14 protein-coding genes are annotated in these 14968 nt (G+C 65.2%); 10 read left to right on the top strand and 4 right to left on the bottom strand.

All coding sequences use genetic code 11. The features are described from left to right. Positions 1-36 precede the first annotated feature (36 nt). The 5 genes from fdhD to ACOQPC_RS14600 all read left to right on the top strand — a co-directional run bounded on the left by fdhD (position 37) and on the right by ACOQPC_RS14600 (position 5396). Positions 37-834, top strand: a complete 798-nt coding sequence (gene fdhD / locus ACOQPC_RS14620) for a formate dehydrogenase accessory sulfurtransferase FdhD (protein WP_420606441.1) — start codon at positions 37-39, stop codon at positions 832-834. Further along, positions 818-1375, top strand: coding sequence for a molybdenum cofactor guanylyltransferase (gene mobA / locus ACOQPC_RS14615; RefSeq protein WP_420606440.1), 558 nt, complete (start codon positions 818-820; stop codon positions 1373-1375). The genes fdhD and mobA overlap by 17 nt, the downstream gene beginning before the upstream one ends. 327 nt (positions 1376-1702) lie before the next feature. After that, entirely contained in the window at positions 1703-2215 is a 513-nt protein-coding gene (locus ACOQPC_RS14610) for a 2Fe-2S iron-sulfur cluster-binding protein (protein WP_420606439.1), read from the top strand. Then, positions 2212-3204, top strand: a complete 993-nt coding sequence (locus tag ACOQPC_RS14605) for an FAD binding domain-containing protein (protein ID WP_420606438.1) — start codon at positions 2212-2214, stop codon at positions 3202-3204. The genes ACOQPC_RS14610 and ACOQPC_RS14605 overlap by 4 nt, the downstream gene beginning before the upstream one ends. After that, positions 3201-5396 (top strand): xanthine dehydrogenase family protein molybdopterin-binding subunit, encoded by a 2196-nt coding sequence (locus ACOQPC_RS14600; RefSeq protein WP_420606437.1) that lies wholly within the window; start codon positions 3201-3203, stop codon positions 5394-5396. The genes ACOQPC_RS14605 and ACOQPC_RS14600 overlap by 4 nt, the downstream gene beginning before the upstream one ends. A 107-nt stretch (positions 5397-5503) precedes the next feature. On the opposite strand, the gene ACOQPC_RS14595 is transcribed toward ACOQPC_RS14600, so the two are convergent. Both ACOQPC_RS14595 and ACOQPC_RS14590 read right to left on the bottom strand, forming a co-directional pair. Next, on the bottom strand, positions 5504-6070 hold the full coding sequence (locus ACOQPC_RS14595) for a nucleotidyltransferase family protein (protein WP_420606436.1): 567 nt from the start codon (positions 6068-6070) through the stop codon (positions 5504-5506). After that, complete coding sequence (locus ACOQPC_RS14590; RefSeq protein ID WP_420606435.1) at positions 6060-6986, bottom strand: XdhC family protein; 927 nt, start codon at positions 6984-6986, stop codon at positions 6060-6062. The genes ACOQPC_RS14595 and ACOQPC_RS14590 overlap by 11 nt, the downstream gene beginning before the upstream one ends. A gap of 157 nt (positions 6987-7143) precedes the next feature. Between ACOQPC_RS14590 and proS the strand changes: the two genes are divergently transcribed. The 5 genes from proS to ACOQPC_RS14565 all read left to right on the top strand — a co-directional run bounded on the left by proS (position 7144) and on the right by ACOQPC_RS14565 (position 11650). Next, entirely contained in the window at positions 7144-8466 is a 1323-nt protein-coding gene (proS, locus tag ACOQPC_RS14585; protein WP_420606434.1) for a proline--tRNA ligase, read from the top strand. 5 nt (positions 8467-8471) lie between these two features. After that, positions 8472-10232, top strand: coding sequence for an aminodeoxychorismate synthase component I (gene pabB, locus ACOQPC_RS14580; protein ID WP_420606433.1), 1761 nt, complete (start codon positions 8472-8474; stop codon positions 10230-10232). Positions 10233-10362: 130 nt separating this feature from the next. Beyond that, the gene (locus ACOQPC_RS14575; protein WP_420606432.1) at positions 10363-10521 is read left to right on the top strand and encodes a hypothetical protein; all 159 of its coding nucleotides are present in this window, start codon (positions 10363-10365) and stop codon (positions 10519-10521) included. Next, entirely contained in the window at positions 10518-11216 is a 699-nt protein-coding gene (gene msrA, locus ACOQPC_RS14570; RefSeq protein ID WP_420606431.1) for a peptide-methionine (S)-S-oxide reductase MsrA, read from the top strand. Before ACOQPC_RS14575 ends, msrA begins: the two co-directional genes overlap by 4 nt. A 77-nt stretch (positions 11217-11293) precedes the next feature. Then, positions 11294-11650, top strand: a complete 357-nt coding sequence (locus ACOQPC_RS14565) for a VOC family protein (protein ID WP_420606430.1) — start codon at positions 11294-11296, stop codon at positions 11648-11650. 79 nt (positions 11651-11729) lie between these two features. Here the strand turns inward: ACOQPC_RS14565 and infC are convergent, their stop codons facing one another. Together infC and thrS are read right to left on the bottom strand one after the other, a co-directional pair. Then, positions 11730-12248, bottom strand: coding sequence for a translation initiation factor IF-3 (gene infC, locus ACOQPC_RS14560; protein WP_420606429.1), 519 nt, complete (start codon positions 12246-12248; stop codon positions 11730-11732). A 297-nt stretch (positions 12249-12545) separates the two neighbouring features. Then, positions 12546-14531: a threonine--tRNA ligase gene (thrS, locus tag ACOQPC_RS14555; RefSeq protein ID WP_420606428.1), complete on the bottom strand. Its 1986-nt coding sequence runs from the start codon at positions 14529-14531 to the stop codon at positions 12546-12548. Positions 14532-14968 lie beyond the last annotated feature (437 nt).

Here is a 14968-nt window from a genome sequence, read left to right as displayed (position 1 = left end):
GGAAGCCCGCGCGATCCGGCGTTACTATGCAACGCCATGAGCGAGCAGCGATCCTTTGCCGTCACCGAAATGCGCTTCGATGGCGGTGAAGACCGCGCCCGCGATCGCGCGGTGCCGGTGGAGACGCCGGTGGCGATCGAGGTCAATGGCCTGGGCTATGCGGTGATGATGGCGACGCCTGCCGATCTGACCGCCTTTGCCACCGGCTTTGCTTTATCCGAGGGACTGGCGGAACGCGCCGCCGATGTGCGCTGCGATATCGCCGAGGTCGAGGGCGGCTGGATCGCGCGGCTCCGCGTGCCGCCGGTGCGCGCCGACATCGTGCGCGAACGCCAGCGCGCGCGCATGTCCGAAAGCAGCTGCGGGCTGTGCGGGCTGGAGAATATCGCGGCGGTGCACCGCGCTCTGCCCGAATTGCCCGACGGTCCGAACGTGTCGCGCGTTGCCATCGCGAGGGCGCTGGAAAGCCTTCGAGACTGGCAGCCACTCAATCGCGAAACGGGCGCGGTCCACGCCGCTGCGCTGGCCAGCTTCGATGGCGAAATCCTTGCCGCCTTCGAGGATGTCGGTCGCCACAATGCCATGGATAAACTGATCGGCGCGCTGGCATTGGACGGCGTGAAGCCCTCCACGGGCATTGTTCTGCTCTCCTCGCGATGCAGTTATGAGATCGTCGAGAAATGCGTGGCGGCGGGAGCCGGGCTGCTGGTGACGATCAGCGCGCCGACCAGCCTGGCGGTGGAGCGCGCGAAGTTGGCGAAGTTGACCCTGGTGGCGTTGGCGCGGCGCGACTCGATGTTGGTGCTGAACGATCCTTATGGCCGGCTGTCTTGAAGCCGCTCGTATGAAGCTGCTCGGCGCGGTGCTGGCGGGCGGGCGGTCGCGCCGGTTCGGATCGGACAAAGCGGAGGCGCTGTATGACGGACGCCGCCTGCTCGATCATGCCGCCGCCGCCTTGCACAGCCAGTGCGACGCGGTCGTCGTCGTCGGGCGCCAGGACGCCGCCCATGTTTGCGTGCCCGACCGGCCCGGACCCGGGCTCGGTCCGCTCGGTGGCCTCGCCGGGGCGCTGGCCGAGGCGGATTGCCATGGCTTCGATCTGGTGCTGAGTTGCTCGGTCGACAATGTCGCACTGCCGCCTGATCTGATCGCCTTGCTGTCGCCCGCCCCGGCGCTGCTCGCCCGGCAGCCGACCGTCGGCCTGTGGCCCCCCGGCCTGCTGCCCCGGCTGCTCGCTTTCATCGATGCCGATCCCGTACGGTCCCTGCGCGGATTCGCGGCGCATACCGGCGCGCGGTTTGTCGCCTCGCCGGTGCCGATCCCCAATATCAACCGGCCCGCCGACCTCGCCCGGCTCGGGCCTCGAAAACGGTAGCGTCTCGGTTCCGAAGCCGGAGCGAAGAGAACTTGCTGCCGTTATATCGACCGAGCTGCATTGCATGAATTATCTCCATGTCGTTTGCATCATTCGTCGCCCCAGCGAAGGCAGGGTCCTATCCCGACCATCGTCCGGCACTGCCATGACCGGCAGCGCTCCAATTGAACCGGGGATAGGCTCCCGCCTTCGCGGGAGCGACGGTCTGTCTTCGTCACCTTGTGTCCGGATCGGTCCGGAAAAAAAGCTTCCGTTTCCGTTACCTGCGGCGAACCGAACCGGCCCCCCGCGCATTGGCTAGGCAGTTTCGACATTCGAAGGGTCCCCATGCAAAGCACCACACTCACCGTCAACGGGACGGAGCATCGGCTCGAAGCCGATGAACGCACCACGCTGCTCGATGCCTTGCGCAATCATCTCGGGCTGACCGGCTCCAAAAAAGGCTGCGACCATGGGCAATGCGGGGCCTGTACCGTCATCGTGAACGGCCGCCGCGTCAACAGCTGCCTCACGCTCGCCTGCATGCATGACGGCGACGCCATCACCACGATCGAGGGGCTGGGCGAACCCGGCAACCTCTCAAAGCTGCAAGCCGCCTTCGTGGCGCATGACGGCTTCCAGTGCGGCTATTGCACGCCAGGCCAGATCTGTTCGGCAACCGCCATGCTGGACGAGGCCAAGGCTGGATGGCCGAGCTTCGTATCCGACAGCTTAGAAGACAAGGGGGACCTCAGCGATAAGGAAATCTCCGAGCGCATGAGCGGCAATATCTGCCGCTGCGCCGCCTATCCGAACATCATCGATGCGATCCGCGAAGTCGCCGAAGGAGAGCTGGCATGAGGCCGTTCGATTATGCCCGTGCAGCAAGCTCTGGCGATGCGGTCGAGGCGGCTTGCGGGGATAACGCGCGCTTCATCGCGGGCGGCACCAATTTGCTCGATCTGATGAAGCTCGAGGTGATGGCGCCGGACAAGCTGGTCGACATCAACCGGCTGGACCTGAAGCAGATCGCCGAGACCGATGACGGCGGCCTGCGGATCGGCGCGCTGGTCACCAACAGCGACTGCGCCGCCCACGCCCGCATCCGCCGCGATTATCCGGTGCTGTCGCGCGCGATCCTGGCGGGCGCGAGCGGGCAGCTGCGCAACAAGGCGACCACCGGCGGCAATCTGTGCCAGCGCACCCGCTGCTATTATTTCTACGACACCGCCATGCCCTGCAACAAGCGCGCGCCCGGATCGGGCTGCCGGGCGATCGGCGGGGCGACGCGGCTCCACGCCATTTTCGGCGCATCGGACCAGTGCATCGCCACCTATCCCGGCGACATGGCGGTGGCGCTGAGCGCGCTGGATGCGCAGGTCGAGATCGAGGGCAGGGATGGCGCCACGCGGACCGTCCCGGTGCGCGACTTTCATCGACTGCCCGGCGATACGCCGGAAAAGGACAATGTGCTGGAAAATGGCGAACTGATCACGGCCGTTACGCTGCCCGCTCCCACCGGCGGCACGCAGATCTATCGCAAGGTGCGCGACCGCGCGTCCTATGCCTTTGCGCTGGTTTCGGTGGCCGCCGATATCCGCATGGACGGCGGCACAATCGCTTCCGCTGCGCTCGCCTTTGGCGGGGTAGCGCATAAGCCGTGGCATGATCCCGAGCTCGATCAACTGCTGACCGGCGAAGCGCCGTCGGACGCATTGTTCGACAAGGCCGCCGACCTGCTGCTCGCAGATGCCACTGGCCAAGGCGGCAATGATTTCAAAATTCCGCTGCTGCGCCGCACGCTGAAGGCCGTGCTGCGCGAAGCCACCCGGACCGGAGATGCCGCATGACCCGTCATTTGATCATGGACGAACCCGCGCGCGACCGCGTGCTCGACGAATTGCCGCAATCGCTCACCGGCACGCCGATGGACCGGCCCGAGGGACCGCTCAAGGTGTCCGGCACCGCCACTTATGCGCATGAATGGAATCTGCCCGGCACCGTCTACGGCGTGCTCGCGCGCGCCGCCGTGCCCAAGGGCAAGGTCACCGAGATCGGCAAGGACGCGGTCATGGCGCTGCCGGGCGTGCTCGGCGTGTTCGCCGACGAGCGCTTCCTGCGCAATCCCGCGCAGGGCACCTCGGGCGAGGCGCCGATCCAGGGACCGGACGAGATCGCCTATCTCGGCCAGCCGGTCGCGTTGGTCGTCGCCGAGACGTTCGAACAGGCGCGTCACGGCGCGAACATCCTGCAGCTGGAGTACGACACGGCGGCGGACGGCGTGTTCGATCCCGAAGCGACCAATGTCCCGCACGAACGGCCCGAGGACGACCAGCTCGATCAGGGCGATCTCGATCAGGCGATGCGCGACGCCAAATTCACCGTCGATCAGGTCTATCGCACACCGGGGCATAACAGCGCTGCGATGGAGCCGCATTGTTCGATCGCCAGCTGGGAAGGCGACAAGCTGACGCTGCGCGGCAGCTACCAGATGCTGAACTACAACATCAACGAACTGGCCGATTCGCTGAAGATCGAGTCTGAAAACGTCCGCATACTTTCGCCTTACGTCGGCGGCGGCTTCGGCTCCAAGCTCGGCATCGCGCCCGAGGCGGTCGCGGCGGCGATCGCGGCGAAGGAGCTGGGTAGGCCGGTGGTGGTCGCGTTGTCGCGTCAGCAGGTGTTCGAAGCGGTTATGCGCCGATCAGAATCGCGCCAGCATATCCGGCTGGCGGCGGACGAAACCGGCAAGCTCATCGGCCTTGGCCATGACAGCCTGGTCTCCAACCTGCCCGGCGAGGAATTCTACGAGCCCGTCATGCAGGCCACCCATTTCCTCTACACCGGCGAGAACCGCCGCATGAACATGGAGGTGGCGCGGGTGAACCGCACCTGCGCCGGGTCCGTGCGCGCTCCGGGCGAGGCGATCGGTATGGTCGCGCTGGAAAACGCGATGGACGAGCTGGCCGAGGCCAGCGGCATCGATCCGGTCGAGCTGCGCAAGCGCAACATCCCCGAAACGCATCCCGAAAAGGACCAGGGCTACAGCTCGCGCCCCTTCGCCGAGGCGCTGGACGAGGGCGCGCGGCGTTTCGGCTGGGACAAACGCAATGCCAAACCCGCGCAGACCCGCGAGGGCGAATGGTGGATCGGTATGGGCATGGCCTCGGCCGCGCGTGTCAACATGCTGCAGGAAGCCAAGGCGCGGGTGATCCTGAACGCCGATGGCAGCGCGACCGTGCAAACCGACATGACCGATATCGGCACCGGCACTTATTCCATCCTGACGCAGATCGCGGCCGACATGCTGGGCCTGCCCGCCGACAAGGTGGAGACGCAGCTGGGCGACACCGATTTCCCCCGCGCATCGGGCTCGGGCGGCAGCTTCGGCGCATCATCGAGCGGCAGCGCCGTGTTCCTCGCCTGCCAGGAACTGCGCGGCCGAATCGCCGGGAAGCTCGGCGTCGCGGAAGACGATCTCGTGATCGAGGACGGGAAGGCAGGCGGCAAGACGCTGGCCGATATCCTCGGCGGCGATGCGCTGACCGGCGAGGGCCATATCGAACCGGGCGAGACCTCCAAGGAAAAGCGCCAGGCCACTTATGGCAGCTATTTCGCCGAGGTCGCGGTCAACGGCGTGACCGGAGAAACGCGCGTGCGCCGGCTGACCGCCGTGTTCGGCGCGGGGCGTATCCTGAACGAGAAGACCGCCACCAGTCAGTGCTATGGCGGCTGCGTCTGGGGCATTGGCATGGCGCTGCACGAGGAACTGATGTTCGATCATCGCGACGGCCATTTGGTGAACCGCGATCTCGCCGAATATCACGTGCCGGTGAACCTGGACGTCCCGCAGATCGACGTGCATCTGCTGGAGGAGCGCGACGACTGGGCGAGCCCGATCCAGTCCAAGGGCATCGGCGAGCTCGGTCTGTGCGGCGCGGCGGCGGCGGTCACCAATGCGATCTACAACGCCGTTGGCGTGCGCGTGCGCGATTATCCGGTGACGCTGGACAAGCTCCTTGCGGAGCTGCCGGAGATCTGAGGGGCAGGAGAGCAGCTTACATCAAGCTGTTCCCCGGCGAAGGCCGGGGTCCAGCATCTGACGTTGCCTGATGGGCCCCGGCCTGCGCCGGGGCACGAGCTTTTCAACTACAGGTCTGCAAGCCGATCGATATCGCGCAATTCGGCGGCATCGATCTCGACCGTTTCGACAGAGCGCCGCACCAGATAGGCACCCGCTCCGCGATCGCCCTCGATCGCCAGCAGCGCATCGAAACAGCCGCATCCGAACAGCGACGGCGCGCCCGCGCTGCCGTCCGGATACAGCGTGGCGGTGACGGCGTCCGGATCATCGCCATCATGCCGCAAGATCAGCGCCGCGATCGTCTCCGCGCGTACGAACGGCATGTCGGCGAGCGCTATCAGCAACGCATCGGCGCCTGCCGCTTCAGCAAACCGCACCGCATGACGGATCGAACTCGCCATGCCGGAAGCAGCGTCGGAATTGGCGATCAGGGCGGCGCAACTCTCCGTCGCAAAGGCGGGCACGGCATCCGGCACCACGATCCCGCTCGCCTGCCACCTGAACGCGGCCAGCGTCGCCCACGCCCACGTTCCCACGCGCTTATCGCCCAGCATCGCGTCGAGCTTGCCGCCGCCGAAACGCACGCCAGCGCCCGCTGCGAGCAGCACCGCCGCGATGCGTTCAAGCGCCATGCGCCAGCGCTTCGTAATGCGCTACGATCTCGGACAAGGCAGAAAGCGCCAGCACCATCGGATCGCGCGCCCGTCCGATCAGCCCTACCGGGCTGTGTACGCGCACGCTCGCGCAATCGTCGAAGCCCAGTTCACCGAGCATCGCCATGCGCCCCTCGCGCGCCTGCGCGCCGCCTTGCGCGCCGATGAAACAGGCGTCGCTCTCCAGCGCCCACGGGATCAGCGAGCGCTCCCATTCGTGATCGTGAAACAGCAGTAGCACTGCGGTCCACGCATCGACGGCGATGTCCGTCGGCGGCCGCCCGAGCACGAGCGTACCGCCATCGTTACCCAGCGGCGTCCGCGTCTCGACGATCAGCCCCATCGAAACGCCAAGCTGCTCGGCAGCATCCATTTCCGGCCCCGCGCCGAGCAGCAGCAGCCGCAAGGGCGGCGCATAGCGTCGGTTGAAGCGGTCGCCATCGACGCCGCTCGGGCGCGACGCGTCGCCACGCCCCATCGGTCCGCCATCGCGCGGCCACGAAAGGGCGACTGCGCAGCGCTGGTCGAGCGCGCGCACGGTATCGGCGCACAGGGCCCGGTCGGGTGCGGCATCGACCAGCACGTCGAGCCCTCCGCCGCACGGCAGTCGGAAGTCTATATTCGGCGAGCCAGCGCCGTAGCGCAGCACCGCGCGCGGCGAGCCGCTCCCGCGCAGTCTTGCCGCATCTTCCGCAAGCGCCGCCTCCAGGCATCCGTCGGCCAGATCGCCGGCGAAGCCGCCGTCCGCGCGGATCGCCAGCTGCGCGCCGGTGCGCCGCGAGAAGCTTCCATCGATGCGGGTTACCGTGCACAGCGCCGCCGCGCCGTCCGCCGCCGCCCGCAGCGCGGCATCGTCGCGCCAGCGCGCGGCGTCGGGAATATTGTTTTCGCTCATGGAGCGTTTGGAACGTGGCCATCCAACATTGGCTCCACATGTGGAAATCCAGCCACTCTTTTTAGGGTTCATTTGCAATGACGGCGGGCTGATGCGCAACCCGAAAGCTTCTGAAATCAGTTGAATCGGCGGCCGCTTTCGGGTGAGAAACGACCCCATGAAAATGTCGCAATTTCTCGTACCGACGCTGAAGGAAGCTCCTTCCGACGCGGTCGCCATCTCGCATCGGCTGGCGCTGCGCGCCGGGCTCATCCGGCAGGAGGCCGCCGGCATCTTCAGCTGGCTGCCGCTCGGCATCCGGGTGCTCAGGAAGATCGAGCAGATCGTGCGCGAGGAGATGGACCGGGCCGGCGCGGTCGAGGTGCTGCTCCCGACCATCCAACGGGCCGACCTGTGGCGCAAGTCCGGCCGCTACGAGGATTACGGCGCCGAGATGCTGCGCATCAGGGATCGGCACGAGCGCGATTTCCTCTACGGTCCCACCGCCGAGGAGGTGATGACCGAGCTCGTCGGTGCGCATGTGAACAGTTATCAGCAGCTGCCGCTGATCCTCTACAACATCCAGTGGAAGTTCCGCGACGAGATGCGCCCGCGTTTCGGCGTGCTGCGCAGCCGCGAGTTCCTGATGAAGGACGCCTATAGCTATGACATGGACGAGGCGGACGCGCGGCACAGCTACAACCGCATGTTCGTGGCCTATCTCAACATCTTCGCGCGGCTCGGCCTGTCGGTGCTGCCGGTCCGCGCCGACCCGGGACCGATCGGCGGCGATCTGTCCCATGAGTTCATGCTGCTGGCTAAAACCGGCGAGTCGATGGTCTATGCCGACGACCGCGCGCTCGGCCTGCCCGCGCCCGGCGCCCCGCCGGAGGACCGCGAGGCCTTGCAGGCGCTGGTCGACGAACGGCTGGCGCCCTATGCGGCGAGCGACGAATTGCACGACGCCGCCGAATATGAAGCCCGGGTCGAGGAAAGCCACCGGATGGAGGCGCGCGGCGTCGAAGTCGGCCATATCTTCTTCTTCGGCGACAAATATTCGCGCTCGATGGACGTGAAGCTGGACGGGCCGGACGGCGCTCAAGTTACGCTGCAGAGCGGCAGCTACGGCGTGGGCGTATCGCGCCTCGTCGCGGCGATCATCGAGGCGAGCCATGACGAGCGCGGCATCATCTGGCCCGCCGCCGTGGCCCCGTTCGATGTCGGCATTCTGAATCTCGCGCCCGACAAGGACGATGTCGGCGCGCTGTGTGAGCGCCTGTACGACGCGTTGCAGGCGGCCGGAAAGCAGTGCCTGCTCGACGACCGCAAGATCCGCGCGGGCGGCAAATTCGCCGACATGGACCTGATCGGCCTGCCCAAGCAGGTGGTCATCGGCCCGCGTTCGGTCGCTGCGGGCAAGCTGGAGCTGAAGGACCGCGCCACCGGCGAGACCGTCTCGCTCGGCTTCGACGATCTGGTCGCCTGCCTGACGCAGGACTGACGGCGGTGCTGCCGTCGACCGGCCAGCCCTTCGTCCTGCTGGACGATGCGCGGCCGGGCGGCGCAAAGGCGCGGCTGTACCGCGATCCGCTGCGCGTGCTGCGCGCCGACCGACCGGATGAACTGGCGCCGCTGCTCGAGGCCCTTGGCGCGGCATCGGCGGACGGGCTGCACGCCGCCGGCTATCTTGCCTATGAGGCCGGTCTGGCACTGGAGCCCAGGCTCGCGCATCGCTTGCCTACCGATCAGCCCAGCCCGCTGGGTTGGTTCGGGCTGTTCAAACGCTATGAAATGTTCGATGCCATGGCGTGGCCCGATCCGGCAGGGGCTTGGCTCAGCGACTTTACGCCGGATATAACGCGCGGCGAATATGACGCAGCTTTCGCCGAAGCGATCGCGCTGATCGAAGCGGGCGATATCTATCAGGCCAATCTCACCTTTCGCACCCATGCCGGTTTCGCGGGCGATCCGCGCGCGCTGTTCGCGGCGCTGCGGGACCGGGCGGGGGCGGGCTATGGCGCGCTGGTCCATGACGGAGTTGACTGGCTCTTGAGCTTTTCGCCGGAACTGTTCTTTTCGCTGAAAGGCCGCGCGGTGCGGGTCAAGCCGATGAAGGGGACTGCGGCGCGGCTCACAGACCCGGTGGCGGACGCGGCGGCGGCCAAAACGCTTGCCGCCGATCCCAAGCAACGCGCCGAGAATTTGATGATCGTCGACCTGCTCCGCAACGATCTGTCGCGGATATGCGTGCCCGGCAGCGTCGTCACCGGTCCGCTATTCGCCGTGGAAACCTATCCAACCGTCCACCAGCTGGTCTCGACCGTGCGCGGGACGCTGGCCGGGTCTCATAATGCGGTCGATCTCATCGCAAACCTGTTTCCCTGCGGCTCGATCACCGGCGCGCCGAAGATTCGCGCGATGGAGGTGATCGGCGAACTGGAAACCAGCGCGCGCGGTCCCTATTGCGGGGCGATCGGGCGGATCGATGCGGATGGTGACGCCGCGTTCAATGTCGCCATCCGGACGTTATGCTTGAAAGCCGGCGTTCGCTCGGTTTCACTCGGGCTTGGCTCGGGGGTGGTGGCGGACAGTCTCGCTGGAACCGAATGGGCGGAATGCCTGGCCAAGGGGGGATTTGCGCGCATGAAGACCAGCTTCGACCTGATCGAGACGATGGCGTTCGATCCGCACTCCGGGCTGATTCGCATTGAGCGGCATCTGGAGCGGCTGAAGGACAGCGCGCGGACCTTCGGGTTCGAATGCGACCGGCACCAGCTGCGCAACGATCTGCACGCCGCCACCTTCCAGCTCGCGGAACCATCGAAGGTTCGCCTGTTGCTCGCGCGTTCCGGTGCCAGCGCGATCGAAATCCGTCCGGCACCGCTGCATCCCGAACGGGGCTGGCGAGTGGGGCTATCGCCGCTGCCCGTCGGCGCCGAGGATGTCCGGCTGGCGCACAAGACCAGCGACCGGGATTTTTACGATGCAGGCCGCCGCGCGCATCCCGAATGGGACGAGGTGCTGTTTACCGATCCGCAAGGCTTTCTGACCGAGGGCAGCTACAGCTCGCTCTTCGTCGAACGGGGCGGGCTGTATCACACCCCGCCGCTCACCCGCGGCCTGCTGCCCGGTGTGCTGCGCGCCGAACTGCTGGAAACGGGGCAGGCGGTCGAGGCCGATCTGCGCCCGGAAGACCTGGAAAAGGGTTTCCTGTGCGGAAATAGTTTGCGCGGTCTGGTAACCTCCCGGCTCGTCGCGCCGAATTAACGGATAACAACCGCGGCATTCACGATGCGCTAAGCACGGCCTGCTACAACGGTTGGAAATCGGGCGGATATTTTCGTGCCGTCCGTTCGTTCACCAAGCAAAAGAAATGAAGAACCCGAAGGCCTCTCCCATGCTGAAGATCAAGAAAATGTTTCATTCCGACCTGTTCTGGAGCCTCACCGGCGGATTCGCGCTCGGCGCCGTCGCCATGGTGAGCTTGCAGGCGCCGGAAACCGACATGACCAGCTATGCCCAGCAGGCCTCCGTTTCGGCATTGGAGCAATCATGACCAAGACATTCACCCTCTTCGCCTCCGCCGCGCTTGCGACCTCAGCATTGGTGGCAACTGCGCCCGACGGGCTAGGCCTGATCGGCGTGGCCCATGCTGCGGAAGGCATGAAAATTCCCGCCTCGACCACCAAAGCCAAGGAATCCGGCCTCAAGACCGCCGTTATCGGTGGCGGCTGTTTCTGGGGTCTCGAGACAGTCTACGAGCACGTCAAGGGTGTTAAAAAAGTGGTCAACGGCTATGCCGGCGGAAGCAAGGGGACGGCGAGCTACGAGCGCGTCGGCCGCGGCGATACCGGCCACGCCGAATCGGTGCAGATCACTTACGATCCTTCGGTGATCGGCTATGACCAGTTGCTGCGCATCTTCTTCTCGGTGGCGCATGATCCGACGCAGGTAAACGGCCAAACGCCCGATCATGGCAGCGAATATCGCAGCCTGATCGTGCCGCAAAGCAAGGAGCAGCTTCGCGTGGCGAAAGCCTATATCGCCCAGCTGGACAAGTCCGGGGTGTACGGCAGGCCGATCGCCACCGATGTCGAGACCGGCAAGGCCTTTTACATGGCCGAAGCCTATCATCAGAATTTTGCCAAGAAGAATCCCAGCCATCCCTATATCACCCGCTGGGATGCGCCCAAGGTGGCCGCGCTCAAGCGCATCTGGCCTGGCGTGTACAGCAGTTCGCCTTCGGCCTGACCGGCCCCTGATCCGACCATCTTGTCCCCGTCCGTCGTCCGCCTTATCGTGGCGGATCGGCGGCGGAGACTTAAGCGATGGCAGTCACGGGAATAGGCGGATTTTTCTTCCGGGCGGACGATCCGGAAGCCCTTACAACATGGTACCGCGAGCATCTCGGCATCGGTGGCGATGACGGGGTCTGGCAGCAACAGGCCGGCCCCACGGTCTTCGCGCCATTCAAGCGCGACAGCGATTATTTCGCCGCCGACAAGGCGTTCATGCTCAATCTGCGCGTCGATGATCTCGCCGCGCTGACCGACAAGCTCGAGGCGTCGGACATCGAGGTTATCTGCAAGGATGAATGGAACGCGGACCCCAGCTATGGGCGGTTCGCGCGGATCCATGACCCCGAAGGCAATGCGATCGAATTATGGGAGCCGCCCGCCGGCTGATCCTGTTCGAACGCCAGCCATAAAAAACCCCGGTCGTGCCGGGGTTTTTCGTATCTGGATTGTGCCGGGCGCGGCGCCCTTATTTCGGCGACATCACCATCAGCATCTGGCGGCCTTCCATGCGCGGCATGGCTTCCACCTTGGCGGCTTCCTTCATGTCCTCGGCCAGCTTCTGCAGCAGTTCCATGCCGAGTTGTTGATGCGCCATTTCGCGTCCGCGGAAGCGAATGGTGACCTTGACCTTGTCGCCATTGTCGATGAATTTGACGACGTTTTTCAGCTTCACCTGATAATCATGATCGTCGATATTGGGACGCATCTTGATTTCCTTGATGTCCTGCGTCTTCTGCGTCTTGCGCTGGGCATTGGCCTTTTTCTGGGCCTCGTACTTGTACTTACCGACATCGAGGAACTTGGCCACGGGCGGCTCGGCATTGGGTGAAACCTCGACCAGGTCGAGCCCTGCGGCGGCCGCCTGTTCGATCGCATCGCGCGTGCTCAGCACACCGAGATTTTCTCCGTCGCCATCGATGACGCGGACGGTGTCCGACTGGATAAACTGATTGAAGCGCGGTCCGCTCTTGGGCGGCGGCGTCATCGCACGCCGGGTGGTGGGGGAAGCTATAGCAAGGTCTCCTGAGGTTTAAGTCCGTCTTCGAGTATAGTGGGGTTGGCGACAATGTGAAAGGGGGGCGTTTATCAGACGATCAAACATAACCACGTCGCTCCCGCGGAGGCGGGAGCCTATCCAATATCTCGTCGGCAGACCAAGGCGCGTCGATCTGCATGGCCAAGAATTCGGCCGGGGCGCAAGAGCGAGAACAACGTGCTGCGCATCATGCACGGGATAGGCTCCCGCCATCGCGGGAGCGACGGGGTATGTTTGAAGCGGAGCCTATTGCATGTCCGGTGCCCGCGCCTCCGCAGTCAGCCGCGCTACCGCGTCATTCACGCTCATCACCCTCTGATGCTCATCGCTGCCCAGCACGCGCAGCGCCACACTGCCTTCCTCGGCCTCGCGCTTGCCGACGACGAGCAGATTGGCGACCTTGGCCAGCGAATGTTCGCGCACCTTGTAGCCCACCTTCTCGTTGCGCAGGTCGGTCTCGACGCGCAGCCCGGCGGCGCGCAGCTTGGCGGCGACCTCTTCGGCATAATCATCGGCATCGGACACGATCGTCGCGACCACCGCCTGCACCGGGGCGAGCCATAGCGGCATGCGCCCGGCATGATTCTCGATCAGCATGCCGATGAAGCGCTCCATCGATCCCAGCACCGCGCGGTGCAGCATGACGGGGCGATGGCGCTCGCCATCTTCGCCGACATAGCTCGCGCCCAGCCGTTCGGGCAGCAGGAAATCGAGCTGCAGCGTGCCGCACTGCCACGTCCGGCCGATCGCGTCCTTCAGATGCCATTCGATCTTGGGGCCATAGAACGCGCCCTCGCCGGGCAGTTCTTCCCAGTCCAGGCCCGCCGCCGACAGCGCGTCGCGCATGCCCATTTCGGCGCGGTCCCACATTTCGTCGGTGCCGCCGCGCACATCCGGGCGCAGCGCCAGCTTGACCGAGAATTCGGGGAATCCGAGATCGCGGTACATCCGGTCGGTGAGTTCGCAGAAGGCCACCGATTCGGCGGTGATCTGGTCGTCGGTGCAGAAGATATGTGCATCGTCCTGCGTAAACTGACGCACGCGCATGATGCCGTGCAGCGCGCCATGCGGCTCGTTCCTGTGACAGCAGCCGAATTCGGCGAGGCGCAGCGGCAGATCGCGGTAGGATTTGATGCCCTGCTTGAACACCTCGACATGCGCGGGGCAATTCATCGGCTTGATCGCCAGCAGATCCGCCTTGCCCGACAGCACCGGCGCGTCTTCGTCCATCGAGGGGACCTCGTCGGGCACGACGAACATGTTCGCGCCGAATTTTTCCCAGTGGCCGGATTTTTCCCACAGCGTCTTGTCGAGCAATTGCGGGGTCTTGATCTCGCGGTAGCCGGCCTCGTTCACCCGGCGGCGCACATATTGCTCGAGCGCCTGCCAGATCACATAGCCCCTGGGGTGCCAGAACACGCTGCCCATCGCCTCCGGCTGCAGATGGAACAGGTTCATCTCCGCGCCGATCTTGCGATGGTCGCGCTTGGCCGCTTCCTCCAGCCGCACGAGATGCTGCTTGAGCTGCTTCCGGTCGAGCCAGCCGGTGCCATAGATGCGGCTCAGCATCGCGTTCGACTGGTCGCCGCGCCAATAAGCGCCCGAGACGCGGGTCAGCTTGAACGCCTGCGGGTCGAGCTTGCCGGTGCTGGCGAGATGCGGGCCCCGGCACATGTCGAGCCATTCGCCCGCGCGGTAAACGGTCAGTTCCTCGCCTTGCGGAAGCTCGGCGGCCCATTCGGCCTTGAAGCTTTCGCCATGGTCCCGGAACCAGTCGATCAGCTGGGCGCGGCTCCACACCTCACGCTCCAGCGGCGCGTCGGCGGCGATGATGCGGCGCATCTCGTCCTCGATCGCGGGCAGGTCTTCTTCGGTGAAGGCGCCGTGCGATGCGGGCGGGGCGAAGTCGTAATAGAAGCCGTCTTCGGTCGATGGCCCAAATGTGATCTGCGTGCCCGGAAACATGTTCTGCACCGCCTCGGCCAGCACATGGGCATAGTCATGGCGCGCCAGCTCCAGCGCCTCGTCGACGTCGCGGCTGGTGACCAGCGCCAGCTCGGCGTCCTCCTCGATCGGGCGGCCGATGTCGCGTAGTTCGCCGTTCACCCGCGCCGCGATCGCCGCCTTGGCCAGCCCCGGCCCGATCGCCGCCGCCACGTCCGCCGGCCTGGTGCCACGCGCGACTTCTCGCGCGGAACCGTCGGGCAGAGTGATCTTGATCATTTCGGACATGGGATAAACAGCTCGTCTCTTGTGGAACGGCCTAGATAGAGGCGCGCGCCGTTCATGGGAAGCACCCAGCCGCCGACGCTTTCTTTTGGGCTATGGCTGGCGCTATGGAGGTGGTGGAGGGAGATCACGACAGCCATAAAAGGGCAGTGCGGCACATGGCCGCACTGCCCTTTTGCGTTGGCCCTCTCTTTGGCGATTATGTACCTTGCAAACCCGTTTCCTTTTTCGTCACCCAGCGTCATTTTTTCGTCACCCCAGCGAAAGCTGGGGTCTCGGGCGGGATCGCCATGAGGCCTGAGATGCCGGCTTTCCGGGTCCCAACAAAGTGCTACTTTGTTGGGTGCCCTTTCCGGGTCCCAACAAAGTACTACTTTGTTGGGTGCCCTTTCGCTGGCATGACGAACGAAGAAGGCGGAGCCATGCCGTTCGGAATTTCC

Origin of the sequence: Novosphingopyxis sp., assembly GCF_965218915.1 — a bacterium.
Taxonomy (GTDB): domain Bacteria; phylum Pseudomonadota; class Alphaproteobacteria; order Sphingomonadales; family Sphingomonadaceae; genus Novosphingopyxis.
Note: the sequence above shows the minus strand (reverse complement) of the source record. Positions and strands in the feature narration are given on the sequence as shown.